Source organism: Nitratireductor sp. ATLC21 (genome assembly GCF_057196525.1).
The window spans coordinates 910,330-936,707 of record NZ_JBXUOU010000002.1 but is presented as its reverse complement, the minus strand read 5'-3'; the positions used below and the strand labels follow the sequence as shown (position 1 = coordinate 936,707).

The following is a 26,378-nucleotide window of genomic DNA, read 5'->3' as shown; positions in this document are numbered from 1 at the left end:
GTTATCCGGCATTCCACAGTTTCAACGCGAGAAGCACCCACATGGCGGCCAACGCCAGAAATCCCAGCACGAACAATGGCTGCCGATAGCGGATCCTGTTGGACGTGACGTGTACATAAGCATGTGCATAGCGGGAGAGCACAAAGGCCCACGCCAGCCCGATTGCCACCGTCCCTGCGCCTCCCACCGCAAAAAGTGCCAGACATACCGAATGGAAGAGCACGGGCAGTTCAAACTGATTGGCCAGATTGTTCCGCACAAACAGGCTTTCAGGCGGTTCCTCACGGTTTTCCCTGAACTGGGAAACGCGCGCGCTCCCCGTTTGCACGGCCTTCTTCCGCCGCAGGCCGATCAGCACATACACGGCGTAGACGAGTGCCACATGGGCGATCATCGGCCAGAAGATTGCGTGTTGAGACATGTCTTTCCCTTCCCGTCTTCACGGTTTCCCGCCTCAATTCCTGATTTCACCATCAGCATCGAAACGAAGACGCTTGGCAAGGGTGGCCTTATCGCAAGGATGAAACCATGAAAGCTTACGTCGCCGAGTGTTTTGGAACGTTTTGCCTGGTCTTTCTGGGATGCGCCAGTGTGACGGTTGGTGGGTTTGGAAATCTCTTGCCGCTGGGGGGCCTGGGTATTGCCATCTCGTTTGGCGTTGCAGTGATTGCCATGGCCTATGCCATAGGCCCCGTTTCCGGCGCTCACCTCAATCCCGCTGTCACGGCCGGGGTTTTTCTGGCCGGTCGCATGCCTCTCAAAGACGTATTGCCCTATATGGTCGCACAATTGGCTGGAGCTTCATTGGCCGCTGCATCACTTTGGGGCATGGCAAAGGGCTCTGACGCCGTCGCGCCCGTGTCCCGTGCAGCCAATGGCTGGGATGCAGCAGGACTCTATCCAATGCCAACAGCCTTCGCACTCGAAACCTTGGGCACTTTTATTTTTGTCACCGTCATCCTCGGAGTGACAGCGTCAAAACACCGGACACCTCTGTCCGGTGTCGTGATCGGCCTCACACTTACAGCAATACACCTCTGCCTGATCCCGGCGACCGGGACATCAGTCAATCCCGCGCGTTCGATCGGCCCTGCCCTTTTTTCAGGTGCACGTGAGATGAACCAGCTCTGGCTCTTCATCGCTGCGCCCTTTGTCGGTGCAGCTGTTGCGGGGGTCGTTGCCAAAACGACATTGATGGAACGCATGTGAGGACAAAAAAGGGCGCTGAGGCCCTTTTTCAAATGGCAATGGGGCCCAACCCGCCTTACGCGCCGCCGGGATAGTTCGGGCTTTCGCGTGTGATGGTAACATCATGCGCGTGGCTTTCGCGAAGGCCTGCTCCCGAGATGCGCACGAAGGTCGCTCGCTCACGAAACTCCGCCAGATTGGCCGCCCCGACATATCCCATGGCAGCCTTCAATCCACCGGTGAGCTGATGAAGAACACCACCGGCAGGCCCCTTGTAAGGCACCTGTCCCTCGATACCCTCAGGAACAAGCTTCAGCGTGTCACGCACCTCGGCCTGGAAATAGCGGTCGGCCGAACCGCGTGCCATCGCTCCGACCGAACCCATGCCGCGATAGGCTTTGAAGGAACGCCCCTGATGCAGGTAGACCTCCCCCGGGCTTTCATCGGTGCCCGCAAGAAGCGAGCCGACCATCACGGCTGAGGCACCGGCGGCGAGCGCCTTCGCCAGATCGCCGGAGAACTTGATGCCGCCATCCGCGATCAGCGAGATGCCTTCCTTATCCGCGACCTCGACTGCAGACATAATGGCCGAAAGCTGCGGCACACCGACACCGGCGACGATGCGGGTGGTGCAGATGGAGCCAGGGCCGATGCCGATCTTGACGCCATCTGCTCCCGCATCAATCAATGCCTTGGTGCCATCGGCCGTTGCTACATTGCCGGCGATGATGCGCACGTTGTTTGACAGCTTCTTGGCGCGCGCCACAGCATCAAGCACACGCTGCGAATGGCCATGAGCGGTGTCTATCACCAGAAGGTCCACGCCGGCATCGATCAGGCGCTCGGCGCGTTCGAAACCATCATCACCAACACTGGTTGCCGCTGCAGCGCGAAGCCGTCCCTGGGCATCTTTCGACGCATGAGGATTGAGCTGCGATTTCTCGATGTCCTTGACCGTGATCAGACCAACGCAGTTTCCCGCATCATCGACCACCAGAAGCTTCTCAATGCGGTGCTGATGCAGAAGCCGCTTCGCCTCGTCCTGCGCCACGCCGTCCTTGACCGTCACCAGGTTCTGATGGGTCATCAGTTCGCGTACCGGCTGTTCAGGATCAGAGGCAAAACGCACGTCACGGTTGGTCAGGATGCCAGCCAGGCGACCGGTCGTATGGCCGCCGGCACCGCCGTTTTCCACCACCGGTATGCCCGAAATGCCATGCGCGCGCATCAGCGCCTGTGCCTCGGCCAGCGTTGCATCGGGACCTATGGTGATCGGATTCACCACCATGCCGGACTCGAACTTCTTTACCTGCCGCACCTCTTCGGCCTGCTCAGCCGGGGAGAGATTGCGATGAATAACGCCGATGCCGCCGGCCTGGGCCATGGCGATCGCAAGGCGTGCTTCCGTCACCGTGTCCATAGCCGCCGAGAGAATCGGAATGTTGAGGTCGATGTCGCCGGCGATGCGCGTGCGCACGTCCGTCTGACCGGGCATCACTTCGGAATGGCCGGGCTGCAGGAGCACGTCGTCGAATGTAAGCGCCTGGGCGCCGGTTGCTGTTTCGATGATTTTCGCCATGGCCGACCCTTTGGAATAAGAGGACGCGCGACCCCGCCATAAAATGGCACGGCCCCGCTTGTGTGATTCCCTTTCAGGATTGGCGCTGGCTGGTACCACGGAAGCGCCGGCTTGAAAAGGAGGTCCTCCTCTATGAGGGCGGAATGTTTCATCCACACAACATGACAGCACCAACACAGCACCGCCTCTGCCACAGGACAAGCCGTACATCTCATGCTATAGCCCGCATGCTGATCCGGCCTGCCCGCAGTTTCCCTCCCAGCCCCACCTGGCAGACCGGCACAGGGACAGAATGCCTTGAACCGCACATTACCACTGATACTCGCCGTCGCGCTCTTCATGGAGCAGATGGATTCAACCGTCATCGCCACATCGCTTCCGGCCATCGCCGCCGACATCGGCACAAGCCCCGTGACGTTGAAACTTGCACTGACCAGCTATCTCGTTTCACTCGCCATCTTTATTCCGATCAGCGGCTTCATGGCTGACCGTTTTGGGGCAAAGAAGGTCTTCCGCATTGCGATCGCGGTGTTCGTCCTCGGTTCAATCGCCTGCGCGTTCTCCAATTCTCTGGCTGCTTTCGTCCTCTCACGGTTTTTGCAGGGGATGGGCGGCGCAATGATGACCCCGGTTGGCCGCCTTGTTCTCGTGCGGGCCGTGCCGCGCGAACAACTTGTAAAAGCGATGGCCTGGCTGACTGTCCCCGCTCTGATCGGCCCGATCGCCGGCCCGCCGCTCGGGGGATTCGTCACCACCTATTTTTCCTGGCACTGGATCTTCCTGATCAATGTGCCGATCGGGCTTCTGGGTATTCTCCTTTCTGGCTATGTCCTGCCTGACTTTGCCCGCGAGGAGACTGGGCCTTTGGACCTCTCCGGATTTCTGCTCTGCAGCATCGGTGCATCCGGACTGGTGTTCGGTCTCTCCGTCATCAGCCTGCCGGCATTGCCCCCCATCGTCGGTGTGGCGACAGTGGTGCTCGGTGTCCTGGCCACGGCTTTCTACATCCGCCATGCACTCCGCACCCCCGCGCCCATTCTCAATCTCCGCCTTTTTGCCAACCGCGCGTTCCGCTCGGCAATCCTCGGCGGCGCCCTCTTTCGCATCGGGGTCGGTGCGGTGCCCTTTCTGCTACCGCTCATGTTTCAAGTGGTGTTCGGCCTGACACCGTTTCAATCCGGTCTCCTCACCTTCGCATCGGCATTCGGTGCCATCGCGATGAAATTCATCGCCACCACGGCTTTGCGGCTCGGCGGTTTTCGGGTCGTTCTGGTTGCCGCTTCGGTGCTTGGCGGAGCGAGCATTGCCGTAAACGCATTGTTCACGCCGACCACACCGCACTGGATTATCATCGTCGTGCTTATCGGTTCGGGCCTTCTGCGCTCGCTCTTCTTCACCTCGGCCAACGCACTCGTATTTGCCGAGCTTGGTGACCGTGAGGCAAGTCAGGCGTCGACCATCTCAGCGGCAGCCCAGCAGGTCAGCATCGCCCTTGGGGTCGCGGTCGGCGGCGGCATACTTGAGATGTCCGCCTTCATCACCGGCACGGAACTCGGTATGGATGCCTTTGTCAGCGCTTTCCTGATCGTGGCTGCGCTTTCCGCTCTGGCCGCCATCCCGTTCCTTTCCCTGCCACCAGAGGCAGGGAGCCGCGTTTCCGGTCACATCAAGCGGCGCAACACAGTTGACGCGCCGGCTCCCGCCGGCGAATGAGGCAAGGGCTTTACAAATCCTTTTCGGAACGTTCTTCGGAACGTCCCTTGAACCCCTTGGCGAGAAGGTAGAGCTCCACCGATTCGGCCCGCGAGGCCTGCGGCTTCACGTGGTAGACGGACTTGAAATTGCGCTTCAATTGATCGAGCAGGCCGGTCTCGGCGCCGCCCTGGAAGGTCTTCGCCAGGAAGTGCCCGCCAGGTTTCAGCACGGAAAGCGCGAAATCCGCCGCCGTCTCGCACAGATGCATGGTGCGCAGATGGTCGGTCTGGCGATGCCCGGTGGTCGGCGCAGCCATGTCGGAGATGACCAGATCCGGCGCTTCACCCAGCGTCTCCAGAAGGCGCTGCGGAGCGTTTTCGTCCAGAAAATCCATCTCCAGAACGATGGCGCCGGGCACCGCATCCATGCCCAGATAGTCTATGCCGACAACGAGCGGGTTTTCAGGTGTGGACCCCACCCGCTCGGCCGCAACCTGGCACCACCCCCCAGGAGCGGCACCCAGATCGATCACCCGCGCGCCGGGAAAGAGCAGCTTGTGGCGATCGTCGATTTCCGTCAGCTTGTAGGCTGCGCGCGAGCGCATTCCCTCAGCCTGTGCGCGATGCACATAAGGGTCGTTCAGATGCCGTTCGAGCCAGCGGCGGGACGAATTCTTCAGCCCACGCTTTTTCTTGACCCGTGTTTTGAGCGCACGAGCGCCGCCGCCCGTCTTGGCCGGTTTCTTGCTCATCCGCACAACCTCATTTGCCTCGTCCCGTCTGCCGCCGGCGGCGCCACGCGCCATCAGCGGCCATCATTTCGTTCAACATGCCTTCGCGCAGGCCACGGTCCGCGACCCGCAACCGCTCCGAAGGCCAGCGCCGGCGGATCGCCTCCAGAATTGCACAACCGGCAAGCACGAGGTCGGCCCGATCCGCGCCGATGCAGGGATTGGCCTTGCGTTGCTCAAAATCCCATGAAAGCAGCGTGTCGATCATGCGGTCCACATTGTCCCGCTCCATCCAAAGCCCGTCGACCTGCCGGCGATCATAGCGCGCCAGGCCCAGGTGGACACCGGCGAGCGTCGTCACTGTTCCGGAGGTACCGATGAGATGAAACCGCCCTCCGGCAGCGATCTTCGAAAGCCGTCCGCCATCGTCAAACCGGTCAAGCATGTCGCTCACCGCATCGACCATGGCCGAAAAGCTTTCGCGTGTCACATGATGGCCGCCGAAGCGCTCTGCAAGCGACACCACGCCTACAGGCAGCGACGTCCAGGCGACGATATGATCAGCAAGCCGCGGGGTGCGGTGGCGTGAAATGTCCACCAGAGCGATCTCGGACGAACCGCCGCCAATGTCGAAGAGAACCACGCCCTCCGTACCTCGGTCCACCAGCGTGCTGCAGCCAGCAACGGCCAACCGTGCTTCCGTCTGCCGGTCGATGATTTCAAGGGTGAGCCCGGTCTCGTGTTTCACGCGCTCGATAAAGGCTTCGCCATTTTGGGCCGAGCGGCAGGCTTCCGTCGCGATCAGCCTCATACGCCGGGGCTTTCGATGCCCCAGTTTTTCGGCACAAATGGCAAGAGCACTGACGGCTCTGTCCATCGCCGCTTCACTTAGCCGCCCTTCGCGGCTCAGCCCTTCTCCGAGTCGTACGATCCGCGAGAAAGCGTCCACCACGCGAAAATGTCCGGGTCTGGTTGGCACGGCCACCAGCAGGCGGCAATTGTTCGTGCCGAGATCGAGCGCCGCATAGGATGTGCGCTGGCCATCCTGCTCTGATTCGCCCCGTCTTCCCGCCTGAAGCCTGGCCGGTTTCCCCGTGTCGACTTGAGGTGGGGTTTCCTTGGTGGTCGGTTCAACCACCGCATCACGCACGAACGCACGGCGCCTGCGCCGCTTGCGGCGTTTTCTTTTCGGAGGAGTTTCCTCCGGTCGCGAAGCACCATTCCGATCCGCTTTCCCGTGCTGCAATCGCTCAGGCGAAGCGTGATCTTCGGATGCGTCTTTTGAAGCCTCGCCCGAGGTCCCGGGCGACGCGGCGCGAGAGCGTGAGGCTCTTTTTCTGCGCGTTCTTTTTCGCTGGGGCAAAACATTCGTTTCACCCACAAGAGCAGGTTGTCCGGCCGACCGATCGTCGAAGCCGGGGGAAGAGCCCCCATCCGACGCGGCATCCCGGACGACCCTGTCTAACGGGGAGACCCCGCCATGGTCGTGGTTTTCCACCGCTATTCCTTCGCCGCCGCGCAAGCCCTTCAGGGCGCAGCAGGCAGCTCATTCCGTTTAGTTGGCACCAGAGTATCAGCCATAGCTGGTTTCACCAAGAGTGGTGTTCGCCGGAAATGCAATCATCTTTGCATGGTCGGGAAAATTGTCGTTCCTCGAATTGAATCCGGATCCGCCCTTGACTATAAAACTCATATCGCTAAATAGCGTGGCGAAAGCGGCCAGCGCCGCCTGCTGGGGAATAGGTTAACGGTAGACCCACGGACTCTGACTCCGTTAGTCCTGGTTCGAATCCAGGTTCCCCAGCCAAATCTTCTTTTCTAAATAAAAACAAGCACTTAAGCGAAGCAGAAAAATCGCAACCGGAACATTTTTCCGGGGCGTAAAACCGGAACTAGTTCGCCATTTCGTCATCGAGCTTCCCTAGCAGCGCCCGATTCCAAAAATCTTTAGCACGCTCGCGGAAGATTTCTTCCTTATCAGCGAGTTCAAGCGAGCTTCCCGCAATTGCGATGTTGGCCGCGTCCAGAATGTCGCGCGCGCAATCGGTGAGGCGGAAAAGCTGATGATAGATCAGGTTGAGTTTCTTTTCGCTCATGAGCGAATGAGCAAAATGGTTGTCGCGAGCAGACTTCAGCCGTTTGAGACCAGACTGACCAAACTTCCCGCGAAATGTGGCAGTGTAAGCTTCTGAAGCCCTTTCGATGGCGGTGAAGCAATCTTGTTCGAACCGCGCGGCGAAGTGACTGCCGAGCGCCGGACTCCAGTTCCGGGCGCGGTGAGCTAGCGCCCGCCGACAACGCTTCTGCCGAAGCAGGCGGATCATGAGGGGGATTGACGCTGCATCCTTTTTGTTGGCGTGGTAGCGCCCGCTGCCCTTATCAAACAGGCGGGCAAGGTGCATCGCAAGGTCGAAGCTCAAGCTATGCCGAATCTGGTTGTAAGCTTCCGCACCGGGAATGTTCTTGTCGGACATTTCGAGCACAATGTCGTTGCCGGCCTCAAGCGTGGCTTCGATCATGAGTGCGCCGACGATGTTCCTTTCAAGGATCGGCATCATCTGGTCGAGCTTTGCAATCGCTGCCCTTGTGCCGATCACATTCGTCTTTTTTTTCGCCTTCTTTGCCATTGAGCCACCTAGACCAGAACCCAGCCGAGCGAGCCGGCGAGCATTAAAGCACCAGCACAAGCAAGGCTAGCCGGCCAGTCCAACCAATCTCCGGGTGTATTCAGACCGCTTGTCGCCGCGCATTACCGCTTTTTCTCTACGAGACCTGAAATATGTATACTAGCAGGTCAAGAAAGGCCGCACCTAGCAGCAATGCAAAGCCCCAAACGAAGAACTTTATTGCCCTAGTCCTATCGGTGCTTTCTTCCGGATCAGGATCTTTCTCCCACTCATCAAGATGACGCTCGATCTCGCTGAAGCTTCTATCAATCGAGAAAGCATCAAGTCCATGAGTGTCGGTTATCAAATAAGGCTCTAGGCCGAGCGACTGCCGAAACACCTCATGCTCGTTATTCAGCCGCATATGGTCGCGTAGTTCCTTTGGGGCGCGCGCCATCTGGAAAAAGCTAAAGGTTTTCGTCACCCCACGCCTCCTCATTGCGCGCGAAAGAGATGATGATGACAGGGGAATTCCTCGTTTGTGAATAACCTTGTCCAACTGCCCTTTCAAGTGACGCGCACGCCATCGAAAAAACGGTAGTTGCACGATGTCACGAAAATCGCGCAATAGCATAATTGAGCCGATGAAGTTAAGTAGAACACCGAGAAATGCGGCAACTTTCATCACGAGAATCATTTTTGCACCTCGCCGATCCGAGCAAGTTACGCTTGCATCTATCCGCAAAACAATTGAAAAGCCCGTTGATGTCGGCGGGCTTCTGGTAGAGCAGTGGCTAAGCGGCTGCATCCCCGGTCAAACTGCGCAACGGATGCGCGGCCGCGAATTCGGCGAGCATCTTTGTGCGTGTCTAAACGAAACCATTCAGGGCGAACTTAGCCACCTTTTTCCCGGCGCTCCATCTCGGAAAGGCCATCATCGTTTGCTGGCACTTTCCGATGCGCCGGTTGCTGCAGGAAATTTAGCCGGATTACCCTGGTAACCATTGGTTAACCATCTCGGCGCATCGTGTCCCCCATACGTCTGCCGGGATCGGTTGTTGACCGGTTCGACCAGTTCAGCGTTGGCAGCTGTTTTGCGTTTGCTCACACTGTCCGGAGTTGTGAATGCGTCAGCTCGACGAATTGTCTCTCGCGTTCGGCTGCGCTCTGATGGCGCTGCTTTGCGGATGTGCGAGCACGCCCACAACGAAGCCTGCCGACGCACTCAACGGGCAGCCAAGCAGCGAAATAACCGGATCGATCACACCGTCAACCGACGCGCCGAGCGCAGCGGAGGAAGCATCGCCTGCCCGAAGCGGGCAAAGCAAGATGCCCCAATTGTCTACCAGGCCTGGTGGCGGGCAAAGCCCTACCGGCCTGGCCGCGCTGGTACGCCGTGCATTGACCTGGCACCCTTCGGTGAAGGAAACGGTTGAGCGTCTGAACCAGCAGAATGAGATCGTTGAGCAAGCACGGGCCGGTTATCTGCCGCAGGTGAATTGGGGCGTGAACTCCTCCTATGGCAGAGACGCGAATGAAAGCGGATACAGCCCCACCGTCAACCTCTCCGCATCACAGATGGTCTACGATTTCGGCAAGGTCGACCATAAGATAAAGGTTGAGCGAGCTGGTGTTGAGGGCCGCAGATCCCAAGTGCTGCTCCGGGTGGATGAATTGATCCGCGATGCCGTCCTGGCTGTCACCGAGGTGCAGCGCAATCAGGCACTCGGCAGGATTGCTCAAGATCAGGTCCGCGACACCCACGCCATTCTCGACCTCGTGCGCGCCCGCACCGACAAAGGTGCAAGCACGCGTTCCGATCAGCTTCAAGCCGAGGCGCGGGTGCAGGCAGCGCGCGCAAAGGAACTCGAAATAAAAGCCCAGGCGCGGCGCTGGCAGAGCAGGCTCGACACTCTTACAGGGGGGCTGCCCGTGCCGGAACGCCCGCTGTTGTAAAAGCACCGAAATGGCTGAGCGAGGCCTGCGCGGTCAGTAAGCCGGACTGGTCGCAGATTCCCGCGATCATGCAGGCAGACGCCGAACGGGCAGCCGCAACTGCGCAAGTTGATCTGAGCAAGGCAGAGGGCCTGCCCACCTTCTCGCTTGAAGCCAGTGTGGGGGCCGACCTCCTGGAACTGGATGATAGTGACCCCGAATACAATATCGGTGTGAATGTTAAGGGGAGCCTCTACAACGGCGGCGAGAACGCGGCCCGCAATCGCGCAGCCAACCGGGCTTTGCTCGCATCATCACAGGCACGCGATCGTGTGCGGGTGGAGGTCGAAGGCAAGCTGCTTGAGGCCAACGGACAGATTGCCAGCTATCGGCAGCTTCTCGAATCCATTACCTCGCGGGAAGGGATGATGAAGCAGACACGTGACCTTTATCGCAAACAGTATCTGGATCTGGGCACGCGGACACTTCTGGACCTCCTCAACGCGGACCAGGAATTTCATGCCGCCCGTTTTGAAGCAGCAAACATCCGCTACGACCTGCAGAAACTGAACGTGGACTGCGCATTTCAAACAGGGCTGCTGCGCCGCTACCTCTCTCTGGAGGGAGAGCAACTCCACGGTGTTCGCCTTTAGGGCGCTTCGCAGCTCCATCCTGCCTGTCCGTCTGTCTGACCTCTGGACTCGGCACCAGAGGCGCGAATTCCGCCGTTCTTGCAACGACAAATCAACCCTGAGTTTTACTGTAATATATATTTCAATTACTATATTTATATTTTTAATAATCAAATCAATGAATCAAAAACAATGAATTTGCGAAAAAACATCAATAATCCACCACTATCTAATTGAAGCTTCGATGTTTTTAGATCCAGCCGATTCTACCCGCACTAAACATCCACGCATTTCTTTTTGAAACGTATTTTGTCTACACTATTTGTATTTCAAGTTATTTATTGAAAACGAATTCTTTTAGGACAACATTGTTGACAGAGGTGATCTCGTGGCAGCTGTAATTTCAGTTAAAGGGACCGGGAGCGAGAGAACCGCAGCTCTTGACGCTATCGTTCTGGATGCGCCGAGTGTCGTCACGCTGAAAATCTCTCCTGCAGCAGTGGATAGTTTTACCCGGGAAGGCAATCACCTTCTCTTGAAGCTGCATGACGGGCGCCTGATCAGAATCGCGAATTTCTATCTTGAAAGTGAAGGTGCCAAAAGCGACCTGGTTCTAGAGGATCCAAGCGGGAATCTCTGGTTTGGAGATCACACGGCGGGTCTCGCTGACTTTCAGTTCTCCGAAATTGCCTCTGTCGACCAATTTGTCGGGGGTGGGGCAGGTGGTTCCTCGCTGCTAGGTTTGGCAGGTCTCGGCCTTCTCGCCGGCGGTGCCGCCGCGCTTGCCGGTGGCGGCTCGAAAGCTGACGACAGTGATGCGGATGCAGATGCCGACGGAGATGCAGATGCAGATGCAGATGCAGATGCAGATGCTGACGCCGATGCCGATGCTGACGCCGATGCCGACGCTGATGCAGATGCAGATGCAGATGCAGATGCCGACGCAGATGCGGATGCCGATGCGGATGCCGATGCAGATGCCGATGCCGACGCTGACGCTGATGCGGATGCGGACGCCGATGCGGATGCCGATGCAGATGCCGATGCGGATGCGGACGCCGACGCGGATGCAGACGTCGATGCAGACGCGGATGCAGATGCAGATGCGGACGCTGATGCAGATGCAGATGCCGACGCGGATGCTGATGCGGATGCGGACGCAGACGCCGATGCGGATGCCGATGCGGATGCGGATGCTGATGCTGATGCGGATGCCGACGCGGATGCGGATGCCGATGCCGATGCCGACGCAGATGCTGATGCTGACGCGGATGCAGATGCAGATGCGGACGCTGATGCAGATGCCGACGCGGATGCTGATGCGGATGCGGATGCCGATGCCGACGCAGATGCCGACGCGGATGCGGATGCGGATGCTGATGCCGATGCGGACGCCGACGCAGATGCGGATGCGGATGCGGATGCCGACGCAGATGCCGACGCGGATGCGGATGCGGATGCGGATGCCGATGCTGACGCCGACGCGGACGCGGATGCAGATGCCGATGCCGACGCGGATGCAGATGCAGACGCCGACGCGGACGCGGATGCTGATGCCGATGCCGACGCGGATGCAGATGCCGACGCTGACGCTGATGCGGATGCTGACGCCGATGCAGACGCGGACGCGGATGCTGACGCCGACGCGGACGCGGACGCGGATGCAGATGCCGATGCAGACGCGGATGCAGACGCGGATGCAGATGCAGACGCCGACGCGGACGCCGACGCGGATGCAGATGCCGATGCAGACGCGGACGCGGATGCTGACGCGGACGCAGACGCGGATGCTGATGCCGATGCAGACGCGGATGCCGATGCAGACGCCGACGCTGATATTCAGGCCTATGATGATTTTGCCAGAGCTGAGGTGAATATTCTTCCGACGGCCTCATCAGTCGATCACGGCAGCGCAAATTATCTGGCACTCGTTTCAATCGGTGTGTTGGACCTGCAGGCCGAAGTTCTGGGAACCTCGACCGTCAACTTCAGCGTTGAAGAAAATCACACTCTGGAAGCGGACTTCGATTACAGCGCTCTCGCCTCTCTGGGCGTCCTCAGCGACTATTCGCTGGTCATCCAGAAATGGGATGGCACGCAATGGACCGGCATTGACGGCACCGGTGAAGCGACGCTGCTCGAGCTTGGCTTGTTGAGCGGAAACGAATACCGCGTCGAGCAACTCCTCGAATCCGGCCAGTACCGGGCCTTCATGACATTCGAAGGTGTCGGGGCCGGTGTGCTCGGCGACCTGCAGGTGTCTGGCACGGACTACGATTACACCGAGATCGGGGGTTACGATCCGGTTCCGGTTTCCGGCAATGTCATCACGGATGTGAATGACGACGGGCAGGTCGATGACGTCACGCCCACAACAGTGATCGCGCAGGTGAACGGAGAAGCGGTGGCCGGACCGGGAACCACCATCGTCGGCACCTATGGCACGCTTACCATTGGTCCCGACGGCAGCTACACCTATACGCCCAATGCAGCAGGCGATGGTATCGGGCAGGTGGATGCGTTCACCTATACGCTGAACGATCCTGAGACAGGAAATACCTCGACAGCGACGCTCTATGTGCAGATCGACAGTGCCGGGCAAGGCCTGGTGTGGAACGACCTCGATCCGACACAACCCGCCACGCTCGACATGAGCGCAGTGGACGACGCTGGAACAGCCGGGATCGACACGACCTATGTCGTCACCACCCAGCAGGTCGACAATGCCATCCAGTACACAAACGTGTTGGGCGGTGGCGAAGGAAGTTATGATTTCAACGTTGCGGATCAGGTCGAGACCGACCTGTCCATTTCAGTCAGTTCTTCCAGTCTGCTCAATCTTCTTGAGGCCATCGAGTTCTCGCTGGAACAATTCATTGACGGCGCCTGGGTTGAGATCGCGAACAGCAGCGAGGGCGGGCTGATCGACGTGATCGGTATCGTTGGCGAATCAATTGAAGCGACGATTGATGACCTGCCGACAGGTCAGTATCGCCTAAATGTCTCCAATAGCGGGGTCGCCATTGGCGTCACCGTTAGCGCCGACCTGACCTTCGAAAACAGCGATCTGACGCAGATCGTGGCGGAGGGTGGCGTATCAACACAGGGCAACGTGCTCGAGGACGATACGCTGGGCTCGACCTATACGGTGCTTAAAGTGGCGCCTGACGGCGTGACTTATGAAGAGCCTGCGCAGGCAGGAACGCAGCTTGTGGGCACGTATGGCACACTCACGATTTTCGCCGATGGCCGGTACAGCTACGCACCGGATCCCGACACGGCATCGATCGGTCAGTCAGACGTCTTCACCTATCAGCTGGAGCACCCGAACGGCACGACGGTCGAAGCCACGCTCACCATAGAGATCCAGCATGGCGCCGGGCCGGGTACCTTTGCCGCATTTGCATCGACCCAGCCGCTGTTTGCCACAGACGATGTGATCGGGCTCGACAGCCTCGACCAACCGAACGAGGAGGATAGCAGCCCCGGCAAGACCACATCCTCAGACGGCCCAAGACTGTTTGGCCTGCTTGAGGATGGAGGCAGTCCGGACGTGCCCTTGGACAACATCGAAACGCTTTCGCAGCAGACAGAAAGCGCTGCGGCCAAAGGCGCGGTCAGCGATGGATCATCCAAGCTTGGCGAAGGCGCGCCGGTCGATCCCTTCGGCCACCTGGTGCAAGAAGACGACCTGGATGACACCGGATCGGCTGGCGTGTAGCCCCAGACACTTCGTCGCGCGGTTGCAAGATCGCGCGACCGAAACACATTGATTGATCAACCGAAGGGGATCGCATGATGGGCCCCGACATGGAGCAGGCGGAACTACCGGATCGAGATAGGCCCGATCTCTCGGCCTGGATCGAGGCGCTGGAACATGTGGCGCGGCACTACAACGTGCCGTTTTCCGCACAGGGTGCCCGCCAGCTAGCGCAGGCCCTGGAAACGCCCGACAAAGCCGGGAGCATCATCAGGGTGTCCCGAAAACTGGGGCTGCGGGCAAAGCCAGTGCGGCTTCGCAAGCTCCATAGCTGGCGCCTGCCGGTTCTGGTCGAGTTCGAAAACGGGCTTGTCGGGGTTGTAGTTGCACTGAGCGCAGAGCGACACGCATCTGTGGTCTTCAGCGGTGATGCCGGCCAGCCCACCCCCATCCCGCTCGATGACCTGTTGAACGAAACGCGGCTGATGGTGCTCGCCCGCCCTCAGCGCGCAATCGCCGATGAACGCGTGGACGCCTATATCGCTCCCTATCGCAGGAACTGGTTCCGGCGCATCGCTCTGCGTGATCTGCGGCCCTATGCCCATGTGATGCTGGCCTCGCTCATGGCCAACCTCCTCGCGCTGGCCGGCATCATCTTCTCCATGCAGGTTTATGACCGGGTGGTGCCAGCAAACTCGATGAACACCCTCTTCGTCCTATTTTCAGGTGTGTTGCTGGCAGTGCTCTTCGATTTCATCATACGCCGGCTGCGAACGGGCATTCTCGACACGGTGGGCAAGCGCGTCGACCTGCGGATGTCCGACGTACTTTTTGGCCATGCATTGCGGGTCAAGAACACAGCCCGACCGACATCCACGGGGACGTTCATTGCGCAACTGCGCGATATGGAACAGGTCCGCGAATTGCTGACGTCGACAACAGCGTCGGCCGTCTCGGACCTTCCATTCTTCTTTCTCTTCCTCGGTATATTCTGGCTCATTGGCGGACCGCTGGTCATCATTCCCGCCGCGGCCCTCCTTCTGCTGGTCGCTCCGGGGCTGATGGCTCAAGGCAAGCTGCGCGCCAGTGCGCGCGAAGCCATGCGCGAGGCCTCGTTGCGCAATGCGATGCTGGTCGAGGCGGTGCAGGGCATCGAGGACGTGAAAGCGTTGCAGGCGGAGGAGCGCTTTCAGCAGCGCTGGAACCATTTCAACGCCGTCGCAGCCGAGGCCCAGCTGCGCCTTCGCTCGATCACCAGCGCGCTCACAGGATGGGGCCACACGGTGCAGACAGGCACGTTCGCTGTCATCGTTTTCTTCGGTGCGCCGTTGGTCATGAATGGTGACATGACTACGGGCGCTCTGGTTGCCTGTTCCATTCTGGGCTCACGGATGATGGCGCCCATGGCGCAGATCACTCAGGTGTTTGGCCGTCTGCAGCAGGCAAAAGTCGGACTGAAAAGCCTCAACGCAATCATGGAGATGCCGGTAGATCACCCCGATACCGAGGTGCGGGTGTCGGCAACGGCTCTGCGCGGCGCATACCACATGCGCATGGCCGTGTTCACCTATGGCGATTTCAGCATGCAACCGGCGCTGACGGTAAAGGATCTGGACATAGAAGCCGGGGAGAAAGTCGCCGTTCTGGGTAAGAATGGCGCCGGCAAGTCCACATTTTTGCACGCGCTTTCAGGCATGATGGAACCGTTTTCGGGTGATGTGACCCTGGACGATCTCGCACTTGGCCACATCGATCCTGCGGATGTCAGACGTGATGTCGGTCTGCTTACACAGAACGCACGGCTCTTCCATGGCACGATCCGGGACAATGTCACGCTTGGAGCACCGCATGCTTCGCAGGACGCGCTTTTCGAAGCTCTGGCCATGGTGGGCGCAGATGAATTCATACGCCGCCTGCCGCAAGGTCTCGATCATCCCATCCAAGAGGGTGGCCTCGGGCTTTCAGGCGGTCAGCGGCAGTCACTGTTGCTGGCTCGTCTGCTGATCAGACAACCGACAATCATCCTTCTCGACGAGCCCACCGCGGCAATGGATGAGGCGACCGAGCGCCAGTTTATAACGCGCTTCAACGATTGGGCCGCGGACCGGACAGTGGTGATCGCCACACACCGCATGCGCATTCTCGATCTGGTCGAGCGGATCGTTGTGTTCGACAACGGTCAGGTGGCGCTGGATGACAGAAAGGATGCGGCCTTGAAGGTGCTGCAAGGCGTGAAAAAGGTCGTCCCGGCCAATCGACCGGGCAATCGTCAAGCCGCGAATGAGGAGAGCCGATCATGACGCTGCTTCACAAGGACGACACGCACGGCTGGGAGTATGGCGATCACGACGATGTCCGGCTGTCACGATCCACACGCATTGTGCGGGTTCTATGCTTCCTGCTGGCGGCAGCGCTTGTATGGTCGTATTTCGCAACCCTCGATGAGGTGTCTTCAGGCAGCGGACGCGTTATCCCAACCAAGCGTGAACAGGCGATCGAATCCTTCGAAGGCGGTATTCTTGCCGCGCTTCACGTTCGTGAAGATCAGGTGGTGAATCCGGGCCAGTTGCTGGCGCAGCTCGATCCCACGAGAAAAGCGTCCGACGTAGAAGAAAGCGCAGCCAAGTACCGGGCCGCCCAGGCCGCGTCCGCGAGACTGCAGGCAGAGGTCAATCAGACACCGCTTCGGTTTCCTGAAGACCTGCAGGAATATCCCGATCTGATCAGAGCGGAACGCGAGCTCTATGAGGAGCGACGGCGCTCCTTGCGTGCATCGCTGCGCTGGATTGAGGAATCGCTCCTCCTCGTCACCAAGGAGCTGGAGATCAACAAATCTCTGTCTGCGATCGGTGCGGCGAGCAATGTCGAAATCATCCGCCTTCAGCGTCAGGCCGCCGAGCTGGAACTCAAGAAAGCCGAAGTCAAATCCGAGTACCTTGTTCGCGCCCGGGAGGAACTCTCCGAAGCCAACGCCGAGATGAGCGCTCTTTCCCCGGTTGTCCGAGGCCGCTCCGACAGTCTCGCGCGGCTGACCCACCGCTCGCCAGTGCGCGGCATCGTCAAGAACATCGAGGTTTCCACCATCGGGGGCGTCGTCCCCCCCGAACGGGAAGCTAATGGATATCATTCCACTTGATGATCAACTGCTCATCGAGACCCGCATCTCGCCGCGCGATATCGCCTTCATCCATCCGGGCCAGAGAGCGAACGTCAAGATCAGCGCCTATGACTACGCCATCTACGGAGACATTGACGGAGAGGTGACAACCATCTCACCGGACACAATCCAGGACGAGGTGGAAAAGGAGAAATATTACTATCGCGTCTTTATCGAAACCGAGGATGACGCCCTCGTCAACGAGGCTGGAAAGCGTTTTCCCATCGTGCCGGGAATGGTCGCCACCGTCGACATTCACACCGGAAGCAAGACCGTTCTGGACTACCTCATCAAACCTTTCAATCGCGCGCGCAAAGCACTGCGTGAACGTTAAGGCAGAACCTATGCGACACGAGAAATTCGACGGCTTGTCAGAAATCAGAACGGCTCTGCGCAAAGGCATCGTGCCGCTTCAGGCACCGTTTCCGGCGGTGGTGTTGTTTTTTTCCGTTTCCGACGGCGAGATGCGCGCGCGCGTGGTCTCTGCCACCGGCGCCACCCTCGAAGCCGCATGGCAAAAAGGGCTGGCGCAACTTCGGCAAGTCATGCGCAAGGACAGGCTCGAAGGACGATGGCTGCGGGTGGACTGGGTTGATCGCGCCGAAGCCTGCACTTGGAAGGATTTGCGTGAGAGTCTGACCCGAACCAAGCGAAATTATTTTCGATGCGGTATTGCGCTCGATGCAGGCTTTCACAGGGCCTTTCTGGAGCAGGAGCTGAATGCGAATGCGATGCTTTATGGCGGCAATCGCATGGCCCACGCCACACTCAACGAGAAGAATTTCGCACGATATGCTGGTGCGAAATATCCCGGCACCGCCGCCGTGGATTTCAATGACGAGCGGGCGGTTTTCATATTCTCCACAAAAGGCGTGTTCCGCGATGTCGATGGCGGTCTGCATCCACTCAACGAAGCGGGACCGGATGCGGGACGGCGGCACGTCGAAGACCTCGACGCGCCTCTCGTCGATCATCTGGTTCGATCGGCCTCTGGATATCTCGCCCGGCAGGTGGGAGATGATGGCGCATTCGTTTACGGGTTCCACCCCTGTTTCGACCGGCGCATTGAAGCATACAACACGCTGCGCCATGCAAGCACCACCTACGCTATGCTTGAAGCCTGGGAAGTGACGCGCGAGGCGACACTGAAAAGCGCCATAGATCGCTCCATTGGGCGTATGAATCGGGAGTTCATTCGCGAAGCTGATCTACCGGATGGCGGGCGGGCTGCATTCCTGGTGGATGTCGGCGACGAGATCAAGCTGGGTGGCAATGCCGTCGCTCTGCTGGCGCTCAGCAAATATACGACCACCACCGGCGACCAGACCCATCTTCCGTTGATGGAAAAGCTCGCGCTCGGCATTCTTTACATGCAGGATCGGCGAACCGGCTCGTTCAACCATGTGCTGCACTTTCCCTCCCTGGAAATGAAGACGGCTTTCCGCACCATCTACTACGAGGGCGAAGCTGCCTTCGGCCTGATGCGTCTCTATGACATCACCAGGGATCCTCGTTGGCTGGATGCCGTGGAAAAGGCGTTCGACCATTTTATCGCCCAAAACCACTGGCGCCATCACGACCATTGGCTGAGCTATTGCGTCAACGAACTGACCCGCCATCGACCGGAAGAGCGCTATTTCATCTTCGGGCTGCAAAATGTCGCCGGTCATCTGGATTTCGTGCGGCAGCGCATCACCACTTTTCCCACGCTTCTTGAACTGATGATGGCTGCACGCTCTTTGATCAGTCGGATCGGCGATTTTCCCCAGATGACGCATCTTCTGCGCAGGATCGATCTTGTCGCGTTCAGTGAAGCGCTCGAGTTTCGTGCCCGATACCTGTTGAACGGGTTCTTCTGGCCGGAGACAGCGATGTTCTTTCGAACGCCGAACCGGGTGGCGGGGAGCTTTTTCATTCGCCACCATGCGTTCCGGGTGCGCATCGACGATGTGGAGCACTATTTGTCCGGCTTCATAGCATACCGGAATTATCTCCAGCTGCGCCCCGGTTTCCAGTCACTGGTGGCGCAGCATTCACGTGATACTGCTGACGGTGGACCTCTCCTGCGCACGCCGACCGCCGCCATCTGGAACTCGTCCACCGCAGCCGAGGCAACAGGCGGCCACTGGATCGTTCCGCCGGAGACTGGCTGGACCGCTACGGGACTGTGCATTCACGCTCCCACGCGCAAGCCCGGGCAAATGGTCACCATGCGTGTCGGAAAGACCGGTAGAGGAATACCACCGAACGTGATTGCCGGCATGAAGCCGCCACCGGCGGCTATCATCACGGATAATCCCCAGGCCCCGGTCCCAGACAATATTCCCGTTCTTGCGGTGAGAGATACCGGAGCCGCCATTCTCGCCCTGGGGCGCTATTCGCGCCTGCGTATGAGCGGCAAGCTTCTCGCCATCACGGGTAGCGCCGGAAAGACGACATCCGTCGCAATGCTGGCCCACGCACTGTCGCCATATGGAAGCGTCGCCCAGACCGCGCACAATGCCAATCTTCCACACGGTGTGGCCTGGAATCTTGCCTCGATACCTGCTGCGACAGATCACGTGGTGCTCGAGCTGGCGGTCGGCCGCATGGGTCAGAGCGCGCGCATGGCGAAAGCGGATGTCGCCATTTTTACCAACATAGCGCCAGCGCACCTCTCCGAGACAACCACGCCGCGCGACATCGCCGTGACAAAAAGCGCGATCTTTGAGGGCATGACTTCGGGTGGCGTGGCAATCCTCAACCGCGACATGCAGGAGTGGGATGTGGTCCACGCCGCCGCTCGGGCCCGCAACCTGAAAATCCTCCATTATGGCCTCGGCGAGGAATGCGACTACCGGCTTATCAATTACGACGCGCAAAACGGATCTGTTGAGGCCCGCGTCAATGGGCAGGCAGTGCGGTATGCGCTTGGTGCCGCCGGCGAGCACATGGCGCTTAATAGCCTCGCCATCCTTGCTGCTGTGGCGGCCCTCGGGCACCCGCTTGATGCGGCCCTAGACCAATTGGCCAGTTTCTCGCCCCTGCCCGGACGCGGTGCAGAGCACCGGCTGACCATCAAGGGGTGCACCATTCATCTGATAGACGATGCCTACAATGCCAACCCGGCCTCCATGAGAGCCGCCTTTGCCAATCTCGGCAAAAGAACCGGGGCTGGTCGGAGGATCGCTTTTTTGGGCGAGATGGCAGAGCTGGGTGCTCAAAGCCGGGAGTTCCACACCGGTCTGGCACCCCTGATCGAGGCAAATGGCATCGACCGGGTTTGCGTGCTCGGAACACTTTACGAAGATTTCTGGGCCGCCCTGCCGGATGCCTGCAAAGGGGTTCACGCGAAAACACTGGAAGAGATGCACCAAGCATTTCTTGCAGATATCCGGAATGGCGACATTGTGTTGATCAAGGGATCCAACAGCACCAGACTGCATACCCTTGCAGGCGCCATCGCGAATATCCGTTGAGAACACCGGATGCGTGGACGCCGGTTGCATCGTTAAAGACCGTAGGGAGAGCGCCTGAAGCGTGCACGTTCGGCGCGGGCAGGCAAGACAAACAATCCGATTATTGGTAGCCACAACGGCAAAGTCCCTGCCACCCCGGCAAATAAGCGTGACATTTGCGGCATTCATTAAGCCAGCCTGCTACTGGTCTCTGTTCAAATATGATAATTGTGAGCAAATAAGACCGATTCAGCGGGGCCGTAAGTGGCAGAAGAGCATAAAGCAGAGACAAAAGAACCCCTTTACGTGGTTCCCCCGGTGACCAGAGCAATTGCGCTGCTTCGCTATATCGCGGCGGGCAATCGGTGCCGCAACATAAGCAATGCGGCGAAGGCGCTCGACATCAACCGCACGACGCTCATCCGTCTGCTTGCGACGCTCGAGGCAGAAAGCATGATCGAACCCATTGCCGATGATGGCGGATATCGTCTCGGCACCGGTCTCATCGCTCTTGCCTCGGAGGCCCTGAACGAGCGAAGCATACTTCAGGTCGCGCGGCCCTTCCTCAAGCAGCTTGTCGAATCACTCAATCTGTCGGCGCATCTTGGCGTTCTGGAGGGTCGGGAGATCGTGTATCTGGCGCGTGAAACACCGAATTCACACCTTGCCAGCACGGTGCGCGAGGGAACCCGGCTGCCGGCGCATGCGACCACCATCGGCCGCATCCTTCTGGCGGAACTGCCGATTGCCTCACTCCGGTCTTTATATGCCGGTCAGACGATGGAATCGTTTACGACCAAAACACGGACCACACTTGCGGATCTGGAAAAGCAGCTTCAGTCCGACCGGGCCCGTGGGATCGCGTGGAGCGTTGCTAATTTTGAGCGCGAGATCGGCTCCGCTGCAGTCGCAGTTCACGACCATCAGGCACGTGCCGTTGGTGCCATCAACGTGACCGGTCACGCGAGCATCTTTGATGAAAACAGTCCCAATGCAGGGAAAATCGAGCAAGAGCTCAAGACCGTCGCCCGCGCCATGTCCGAAGCTTTGGGCTATCGCGGCTGGTCAGCCGATCAACTGTAGGTGTACCCATAGGAAAGCGGGAAGGCGCTGCTTTGCAGCCGCCTGTTTCCCACGACAGCGTGACGCAGCCACAGGCGGCCATGAACCTGGGTGTCCGCAAAGTCGGCGTTCTCAGGCAATTGTGCCGCCTCGCACCATAGCCCCCCCAACCATTCGGCTCCCTGAAACTCCGCCTGCTTGCGCATCCACACGCCGTGCAGGGAGAAGTTTCCGTAACATGCAACGCTGCGAAAGTTCGCTCCCGAGACGAAGTCACCGCGGTCGAACCGTGCGATACCGCGGAACTCGGCGCGTTCAAATGATGCCTTGCCGGAAAAGGTGGCCTGATCGAAGCGGGCATCATTGGTAAACACGGCTTCTACGAAGCTGGCGGCCTTGCCGAAATGACCATGGCTGAACCAGCTCACGCCGCGAAAACGAGCGCCTGATGCATCGAAGCCATCGGGGAAAAATGCGCCTGTGAAATTCACGCCCGTCACATCACATCCGGCGAGATCCAGCGCCCCCTCGCAAATGACGCCCGAGAGGTCGACGCAATCCCCATGGTGCCATGGTGTACAAACCAGTTCTCGAATTTCGGCGGCCTTCATCACGCGGTCTCGCCCAATTTTTCCTCAGCCAGCGCCACGATCTGCGCTGCCCAGGGGAATGCCAGGTCCTCGGCCATGTCGCTGCCCGAGGCGTCATGCGTGATGCGTTCGCCGATCTGTACCGCCCCTCTTGCGCTCAAAAGCTCCGCAAGGCTTTTGCTTCCGAAGCCGAATGTCTCTTCATATTCCGTGTCTCCCAGGCCAAAAATACCGAAATGAACACCAGTCAGGTCCGGCGTGTTTGCTTGAAGCGCTTCGGCAAAGGGCTGGGCTGAAGCCGGGAGCTCTCCGTCGCCATATGACGAGCAGACGATCAGGTAAAGCCGCCCGGTATCAAAGGCATCCGGCGCAAAATCCGACAGATTGCTGCAGGCGACATCATGTTCGCCCTCGAGCTCGGACATGATGTCCTCGGCCAGCATCTCGGCATTGCCGGTCTCGGTGCCGTATAGAACCGTAATGTTCATTGTGAAGGCTCCTGTTTCTCAATGGCGAGCGCCAGCATGGCGTCGCGCGAAGCAATCTTGGCGCGGCAACGATTTTCCGGAGCTGCCGCAAGTTCAGCAGCGTCAATACGTTTCCAGCCCTGATAGTCAACCGCACCCCTCCACTCCGGAAAAGCGCTCCGGCCGGGTTTTGGAGGCGAACCCTCCCCTGCCTGAAAATCTGCAAGGATACGCTCTGCCAGACGCTGTGCATCGGCGCGATTGTCCGGGATCGTTCCGCGCGGGCCGCGACGGAACCAGCCCGTTGCATAGAGCCCCGTATCGAGAACCCCGAGTTCCCTATCCCTCGCCGCGCCAATCAGCGCATCGCGTGGCAAGCCCTCCTGGGCGCCGAAACCGATCGCGGTGATAAAGGCGCTGCATGGCAGGGACACCGTGTTGCCCTGCCCGTCCTCGAACTGCGCTTCCTTCAGATTACCATCGATGCCGGAAAGCTCTTTTGGCGTGAGACCAAATCGGAACGTTATGCGGCGCGGGCCGGAACCATGACCGTCTACCGCTGCAAGGGCTGCAAGTTTCTTCGCCGCCTCCGGATCATCGCCCTCGCCCGCATCGATAACGCCAATGCGCACACCCTCGAGCTTGGCCAATTCCTTGATCATGACGGGATCGAACTTGGCCGCTGCTGCCGGCGAGCGGCCAACAATCTCGATCTCCTCGATTGCAGAACCGGCAAGCCAGGCGGTCGGCCCGGCACCAAGATCGGAGCCGGCCAGTTCTTCCGGGGACTTGGCGAGCAGGCGCAGAATGTCGATGGCGACATTGCCATTGCCCATGATGACCACCCGCGACCCCAGTTCGGGCAGAGGCTCGGCATCGGGATGCTCATAAAGCGCGCGCGTCAGACGCCCCGCACGATAAACACCCTTGAGCGTTTCGCCGGGAATGCCAAGGGCGCGATCGGCGGACAGGCCGGCGGCGAGCACCACGGCATCATAGGCCGCGCGCAGCTCATCGAGGCTGACATCCTCGCCGATTGAAACATTTCCGATGAAGCCCGCACCCTGTCGCTCGAACAGTCGTTCGAACTGCCGGATCACCCCCTTGGTGCCCTGATGATCGGCCGCCACGCCATAGCGCACGAGGCCATAGGGCACGGGCAGGCGGTCGATCAGATCGACGCTGAGGTCCGGCTCTGCCTTCAGGAGCGCTTGCGCCAGATAGCAGCCGGACGGCCCCGACCCGACAATGGCGACCGCGCGGCTCATTGGGTCTTCACCGTGGCTGCCGCCCAGGGGTGCGGCGCGCCCGAAAGATCGGTGTAGAAGGATTTTTGCGCCATATAGGCGCGGATGCCATCGCGGCCTTTCTCGCGCCCCATGCCGCTTTCCTTCTCGCCACCGAAGGGCGTTGAGATCGAAAACTGCTTGTAAGTGTTGATCCAGACGGTGCCTGCCCCGATGGCATTGCCGACACGCCAGCTTTTCGGGAAATCGCGGGTCCACAGGCCGCACGCCAGACCATATTCATTATCATTGGCCTGCGCGATGACGTCTTCCTCGCTGTCGAATGGCAAGACGACGAGAACCGGCCCAAACACCTCCTCGCGGCAGATGCGCGCCGTGTTGTCGACCCCGGCAAGAATGGTGGGCAGATAATAAGCACCCTTGTCGAAAACATCGCCTTCGGGCGCTTTGCCGCCGGTCAGGAGTTCGGCTCCCTCTTCAATCGCCCTTCTGACATGCTCTGCGACACTGTCGCGGTGATCGAAGTGGACCATCGGCGCGACCTGCGTCCCCGCTTCGAAGGGATGTCCCACTTTCAGGCGCTCTGTCGCCGCCACGAGGCGCTCGACAAACTGATCATAAATCGGCCGCTCGACGAAGAGGCGCGCACCGGCGATGCAGCTCTGACCCGTTGACGAGAAAATGCCGAACAGCACGCCGGCCAGCGCCTGCTCGATATCGGCATCGGCAAAGACAATGGTCGGAGACTTGCCACCAAGCTCCAGCGACACCGGCATCAGTTTCTGCGCGGCCTTCACGGCAAGCGCACGGCCCGTCGCCGTGCCGCCCGTGAAGCTGATTTTGGCAATGTCAGGGTGTTCTACCAGAAGGTTCCCGATCTCCCGGCCCGATCCCGGCAGCACGGAGAACAACCCCTTGGGCAGGCCCGATGCCTCAACGATCCGCGCCAGTTCAAGAGAGACCAGCGGCGACCAGGAGGCCGGCTTCAAGAGCACCGCGTTTCCGGCAGCCAGTGCCGGAGCAACCTTCTGCGCATCCGAGGCGATCGGAGAATTCCACGGCGTGATCGCGCCCACAAGGCCGAGTGCTTCATGAACCGACATGGTCAGGGCGTCGCCACGCTGGACCGTCAGCGTCTCGTCAGAACTCTCCAGCACTGCACCGAAATAGCGAAAAGTGCCGGCAGCGGAAGCGGCCAGCGCACCTGTCTCCCGCAGGGTCTTGCCCGTGTCACGGCTCTGGATATGGGAAATACGTTCGGCATTCGCCTCGATGCCGTCGGCTATGGCGTAGAGAAAGCGCGCCCGCTCATGCGGTTTGAGATTGCGCCATGCCGGATCTGCCTGCGCCTTCTTCGCGCGCTCGATGGCACGTTCTCCATCGGCGATGCTTGCACCACGAAGCACGCGGTTGACGCTGCCGTCAGCAGGGAAGATCGAGGTGATTTCGGCACCACTTCCCTCTTCCCATTCTCCTCCGATGAAGAGCTTATTCTGGGGCAGTTCGATCATCTTCGCCTCCCTTTTCAGATCGCCACCGGTCCGATCCGGTTCCGGATCTCGCGCAGAACGCTGTAGACCGTTGAAACGGATGTCTTGGCATTGCCGGCGGATGGCAGGTTCTCGATCCGCATCGAATATTTCGCCAGCGGTGAGACGACCGAGTATTCGTGCACATTGCCGGGTGCGGCGGGATCGGCGACCAGCTCCACATGGGTCGCCTCGAACCCGGCTCCCGCCAATGCCAGCGTTGCGGCAACATTGGCGTTCTTGGGAAAGTCGCGTGCGGCTTCGCGGGCGTTGCCCGTGAAGAATGTGGTTGCATCGGTCAGGTTCGCCAGATCGACCGCCTCTTCGGCGGGTGTCCCGCTCCAGGCGCGCGGCGGTTTGGAACCGCGATAGCGAACCTCCAGCCCGCCTGCCGCTCCCAGAGCAGAGAGCAGGTCAATACCGCCAACCGCACCGGCGGGCAAAACGAGGCGCGCGCCGCCGGCGCTGGCGGCCGCCCGAAGATCGGTCTCGAGCGCCGCATCGGAGAGCGCGCCGATCGACACGATGATCACATCCGTGCCAGCGCGCAGAACCGGCGGCACGTGTTCCACCACGGCCCCGTGGCCCGCGCATTCCACCACCAGGTCCGGCTTTTCGGCGAGCAGCGCTTCGGCATCACCGACAACGGAAATGTCCTGCGCCACGGCACCAAATTCCGCCCGAAGGCGTGCTTCCGTTTCGGCGGCAAACTCCGGCAGCGTCACAACACACAGATGAGCCAGCGGCGCATCGAGTGTCTTTGACAGCAGGTCGAGCAGCGTCCCGGCGATGTTGCCAAAACCGATCAGTCCGAGCCTCATTTT

General features: G+C 59.7%; 22 protein-coding genes and 1 tRNA gene. 12 read left to right on the top strand and 11 right to left on the bottom strand.

Features of this window, described 5'->3' with window-relative positions:
- Position 1: 1 nt before the first annotated feature.
- On the bottom strand, positions 2-421 hold the full coding sequence (locus AC2CHD_RS12055; RefSeq protein ID WP_484553876.1) for an MAPEG family protein: 420 nt from the start codon (positions 419-421) through the stop codon (positions 2-4).
- A gap of 107 nt (positions 422-528) precedes the next feature.
- On the opposite strand from AC2CHD_RS12055, the gene AC2CHD_RS12050 reads away from it, so the two are divergent.
- The gene (locus AC2CHD_RS12050) at positions 529-1,209 is read left to right on the top strand and encodes an MIP/aquaporin family protein (RefSeq protein ID WP_229447703.1); all 681 of its coding nucleotides are present in this window, start codon (positions 529-531) and stop codon (positions 1,207-1,209) included.
- 55 nt (positions 1,210-1,264) lie between these two features.
- On the opposite strand, the gene guaB is transcribed toward AC2CHD_RS12050, so the two are convergent.
- A complete protein-coding gene (gene guaB, locus AC2CHD_RS12045; protein ID WP_229447704.1) occupies positions 1,265-2,767 on the bottom strand; it encodes an IMP dehydrogenase in 1,503 nt (500 codons plus the stop codon).
- Positions 2,768-3,064: 297 nt separating this feature from the next.
- Between guaB and AC2CHD_RS12040 the strand changes: the two genes are divergently transcribed.
- Complete coding sequence (locus tag AC2CHD_RS12040) at positions 3,065-4,480, top strand: DHA2 family efflux MFS transporter permease subunit (RefSeq protein ID WP_484553875.1); 1,416 nt, start codon at positions 3,065-3,067, stop codon at positions 4,478-4,480.
- Between the two features lie 10 nt (positions 4,481-4,490).
- Here the strand turns inward: AC2CHD_RS12040 and AC2CHD_RS12035 are convergent, their stop codons facing one another.
- Entirely contained in the window at positions 4,491-5,213 is a 723-nt protein-coding gene (locus AC2CHD_RS12035) for an RlmE family RNA methyltransferase (RefSeq protein WP_484553874.1), read from the bottom strand.
- Positions 5,214-5,223: 10 nt separating this feature from the next.
- On the bottom strand, positions 5,224-6,723 hold the full coding sequence (locus AC2CHD_RS12030; RefSeq protein WP_484554238.1) for a Ppx/GppA phosphatase family protein: 1,500 nt from the start codon (positions 6,721-6,723) through the stop codon (positions 5,224-5,226).
- Between AC2CHD_RS12030 and AC2CHD_RS12025 the strand changes: the two genes are divergently transcribed.
- Positions 6,673-6,897 carry a hypothetical protein gene (locus tag AC2CHD_RS12025; protein WP_484553873.1) on the top strand — a complete coding sequence of 75 codons (225 nt, stop codon included), beginning with the start codon at positions 6,673-6,675 and terminating at the stop codon, positions 6,895-6,897. The genes AC2CHD_RS12030 and AC2CHD_RS12025 overlap by 51 nt on opposite strands.
- 28 nt (positions 6,898-6,925) lie before the next feature.
- Positions 6,926-6,999 (top strand) — tRNA-Gln (locus AC2CHD_RS12020).
- 85 nt (positions 7,000-7,084) lie between these two features.
- Here AC2CHD_RS12020 and AC2CHD_RS12015 read toward each other — a convergent pair.
- Together AC2CHD_RS12015 and AC2CHD_RS12010 are read right to left on the bottom strand one after the other, a co-directional pair.
- The gene (locus AC2CHD_RS12015) at positions 7,085-7,819 is read right to left on the bottom strand and encodes an AbiU2 domain-containing protein (protein WP_484553872.1); all 735 of its coding nucleotides are present in this window, start codon (positions 7,817-7,819) and stop codon (positions 7,085-7,087) included.
- A gap of 136 nt (positions 7,820-7,955) precedes the next feature.
- Positions 7,956-8,483: a hypothetical protein gene (locus tag AC2CHD_RS12010; protein WP_484553871.1), complete on the bottom strand. Its 528-nt coding sequence runs from the start codon at positions 8,481-8,483 to the stop codon at positions 7,956-7,958.
- Between the two features lie 440 nt (positions 8,484-8,923).
- Between AC2CHD_RS12010 and AC2CHD_RS12005 the strand changes: the two genes are divergently transcribed.
- The 8 genes from AC2CHD_RS12005 to AC2CHD_RS11970 all read left to right on the top strand — a co-directional run bounded on the left by AC2CHD_RS12005 (position 8,924) and on the right by AC2CHD_RS11970 (position 21,742).
- Positions 8,924-9,754, top strand: coding sequence for a TolC family protein (locus AC2CHD_RS12005; RefSeq protein ID WP_484553870.1), 831 nt, complete (start codon positions 8,924-8,926; stop codon positions 9,752-9,754).
- A gap of 68 nt (positions 9,755-9,822) precedes the next feature.
- Positions 9,823-10,386: a TolC family protein gene (locus AC2CHD_RS12000; protein WP_484553869.1), complete on the top strand. Its 564-nt coding sequence runs from the start codon at positions 9,823-9,825 to the stop codon at positions 10,384-10,386.
- Positions 10,387-10,753: 367 nt separating this feature from the next.
- Positions 10,754-14,086, top strand: a complete 3,333-nt coding sequence (locus AC2CHD_RS11995; protein WP_484553868.1) for a BapA/Bap/LapF family large adhesin — start codon at positions 10,754-10,756, stop codon at positions 14,084-14,086.
- 74 nt (positions 14,087-14,160) lie between these two features.
- Positions 14,161-16,365 carry a type I secretion system permease/ATPase gene (locus AC2CHD_RS11990; RefSeq protein ID WP_484553867.1) on the top strand — a complete coding sequence of 735 codons (2,205 nt, stop codon included), beginning with the start codon at positions 14,161-14,163 and terminating at the stop codon, positions 16,363-16,365.
- Complete coding sequence (locus AC2CHD_RS11985) at positions 16,362-17,201, top strand: hypothetical protein (RefSeq protein WP_484553866.1); 840 nt, start codon at positions 16,362-16,364, stop codon at positions 17,199-17,201. The genes AC2CHD_RS11990 and AC2CHD_RS11985 overlap by 4 nt, the downstream gene beginning before the upstream one ends.
- Positions 17,182-17,556, top strand: coding sequence for a beta-barrel domain-containing protein (locus AC2CHD_RS11980; RefSeq protein WP_484553865.1), 375 nt, complete (start codon positions 17,182-17,184; stop codon positions 17,554-17,556). The genes AC2CHD_RS11985 and AC2CHD_RS11980 overlap by 20 nt, the downstream gene beginning before the upstream one ends.
- A gap of 10 nt (positions 17,557-17,566) precedes the next feature.
- On the top strand, positions 17,567-20,680 hold the full coding sequence (locus tag AC2CHD_RS11975; protein ID WP_484553864.1) for a UDP-N-acetylmuramoyl-tripeptide--D-alanyl-D-alanine ligase: 3,114 nt from the start codon (positions 17,567-17,569) through the stop codon (positions 20,678-20,680).
- A 297-nt stretch (positions 20,681-20,977) separates the two neighbouring features.
- Positions 20,978-21,742, top strand: coding sequence for an IclR family transcriptional regulator (locus AC2CHD_RS11970; protein WP_484553863.1), 765 nt, complete (start codon positions 20,978-20,980; stop codon positions 21,740-21,742).
- Here AC2CHD_RS11970 and AC2CHD_RS11965 read toward each other — a convergent pair.
- Genes AC2CHD_RS11965 through AC2CHD_RS11945 form a run of 5 tightly spaced genes read right to left on the bottom strand, consistent with a single transcriptional unit; the run spans position 21,733 to position 26,375 of the window.
- Positions 21,733-22,332, bottom strand: a complete 600-nt coding sequence (locus tag AC2CHD_RS11965; protein ID WP_229447715.1) for a pentapeptide repeat-containing protein — start codon at positions 22,330-22,332, stop codon at positions 21,733-21,735. The genes AC2CHD_RS11970 and AC2CHD_RS11965 overlap by 10 nt on opposite strands.
- Positions 22,332-22,799, bottom strand: a complete 468-nt coding sequence (locus AC2CHD_RS11960; protein WP_229447716.1) for a flavodoxin domain-containing protein — start codon at positions 22,797-22,799, stop codon at positions 22,332-22,334. The genes AC2CHD_RS11965 and AC2CHD_RS11960 overlap by 1 nt, the downstream gene beginning before the upstream one ends.
- Positions 22,796-24,046 (bottom strand): FAD-dependent oxidoreductase, encoded by a 1,251-nt coding sequence (locus AC2CHD_RS11955; protein ID WP_484553862.1) that lies wholly within the window; start codon positions 24,044-24,046, stop codon positions 22,796-22,798. The genes AC2CHD_RS11960 and AC2CHD_RS11955 overlap by 4 nt, the downstream gene beginning before the upstream one ends.
- The gene (locus AC2CHD_RS11950; RefSeq protein WP_484553861.1) at positions 24,043-25,536 is read right to left on the bottom strand and encodes an aldehyde dehydrogenase; all 1,494 of its coding nucleotides are present in this window, start codon (positions 25,534-25,536) and stop codon (positions 24,043-24,045) included. Before AC2CHD_RS11950 ends, AC2CHD_RS11955 begins: the two co-directional genes overlap by 4 nt.
- A gap of 14 nt (positions 25,537-25,550) precedes the next feature.
- On the bottom strand, positions 25,551-26,375 hold the full coding sequence (locus AC2CHD_RS11945) for an aspartate dehydrogenase (RefSeq protein ID WP_484553860.1): 825 nt from the start codon (positions 26,373-26,375) through the stop codon (positions 25,551-25,553).
- Positions 26,376-26,378: the final 3 nt, after the last annotated feature.

What these genes read in the sequence shown, in the direction of transcription:
- AC2CHD_RS11985 (WP_484553866.1), top strand. Translation starts at nt 16,362, where the DNA reads ATGACGCTGCTTCACAAGGACGACACGCACGGCTGGGAGTATGGCGAT.
- AC2CHD_RS12000 (WP_484553869.1), top strand. Translation starts at nt 9,823, where the DNA reads ATGCAGGCAGACGCCGAACGGGCAGCCGCAACTGCGCAAGTTGATCTG.
- AC2CHD_RS12010 (WP_484553871.1), bottom strand. Translation starts at nt 8,483, where the DNA reads ATGAAAGTTGCCGCATTTCTCGGTGTTCTACTTAACTTCATCGGCTCA.
- AC2CHD_RS11975 (WP_484553864.1), top strand. Translation starts at nt 17,567, where the DNA reads ATGCGACACGAGAAATTCGACGGCTTGTCAGAAATCAGAACGGCTCTG.
- AC2CHD_RS11955 (WP_484553862.1), bottom strand. Translation starts at nt 24,046, where the DNA reads ATGAGCCGCGCGGTCGCCATTGTCGGGTCGGGGCCGTCCGGCTGCTAT.
- AC2CHD_RS12005 (WP_484553870.1), top strand. Translation starts at nt 8,924, where the DNA reads ATGCGTCAGCTCGACGAATTGTCTCTCGCGTTCGGCTGCGCTCTGATG.
- AC2CHD_RS11980 (WP_484553865.1), top strand. Translation starts at nt 17,182, where the DNA reads ATGGATATCATTCCACTTGATGATCAACTGCTCATCGAGACCCGCATC.
- AC2CHD_RS11965 (WP_229447715.1), bottom strand. Translation starts at nt 22,332, where the DNA reads ATGAAGGCCGCCGAAATTCGAGAACTGGTTTGTACACCATGGCACCAT.
- AC2CHD_RS12050 (WP_229447703.1), top strand. Translation starts at nt 529, where the DNA reads ATGAAAGCTTACGTCGCCGAGTGTTTTGGAACGTTTTGCCTGGTCTTT.
- AC2CHD_RS12015 (WP_484553872.1), bottom strand. Translation starts at nt 7,819, where the DNA reads ATGGCAAAGAAGGCGAAAAAAAAGACGAATGTGATCGGCACAAGGGCA.
- AC2CHD_RS12055 (WP_484553876.1), bottom strand. Translation starts at nt 421, where the DNA reads ATGTCTCAACACGCAATCTTCTGGCCGATGATCGCCCATGTGGCACTC.
- guaB (WP_229447704.1), bottom strand. Translation starts at nt 2,767, where the DNA reads ATGGCGAAAATCATCGAAACAGCAACCGGCGCCCAGGCGCTTACATTC.
- AC2CHD_RS11960 (WP_229447716.1), bottom strand. Translation starts at nt 22,799, where the DNA reads ATGAACATTACGGTTCTATACGGCACCGAGACCGGCAATGCCGAGATG.
- AC2CHD_RS11990 (WP_484553867.1), top strand. Translation starts at nt 14,161, where the DNA reads ATGATGGGCCCCGACATGGAGCAGGCGGAACTACCGGATCGAGATAGG.
- AC2CHD_RS12035 (WP_484553874.1), bottom strand. Translation starts at nt 5,213, where the DNA reads ATGAGCAAGAAACCGGCCAAGACGGGCGGCGGCGCTCGTGCGCTCAAA.
- AC2CHD_RS11950 (WP_484553861.1), bottom strand. Translation starts at nt 25,536, where the DNA reads ATGATCGAACTGCCCCAGAATAAGCTCTTCATCGGAGGAGAATGGGAA.
- AC2CHD_RS11945 (WP_484553860.1), bottom strand. Translation starts at nt 26,375, where the DNA reads ATGAGGCTCGGACTGATCGGTTTTGGCAACATCGCCGGGACGCTGCTC.
- AC2CHD_RS12025 (WP_484553873.1), top strand. Translation starts at nt 6,673, where the DNA reads ATGGTCGTGGTTTTCCACCGCTATTCCTTCGCCGCCGCGCAAGCCCTT.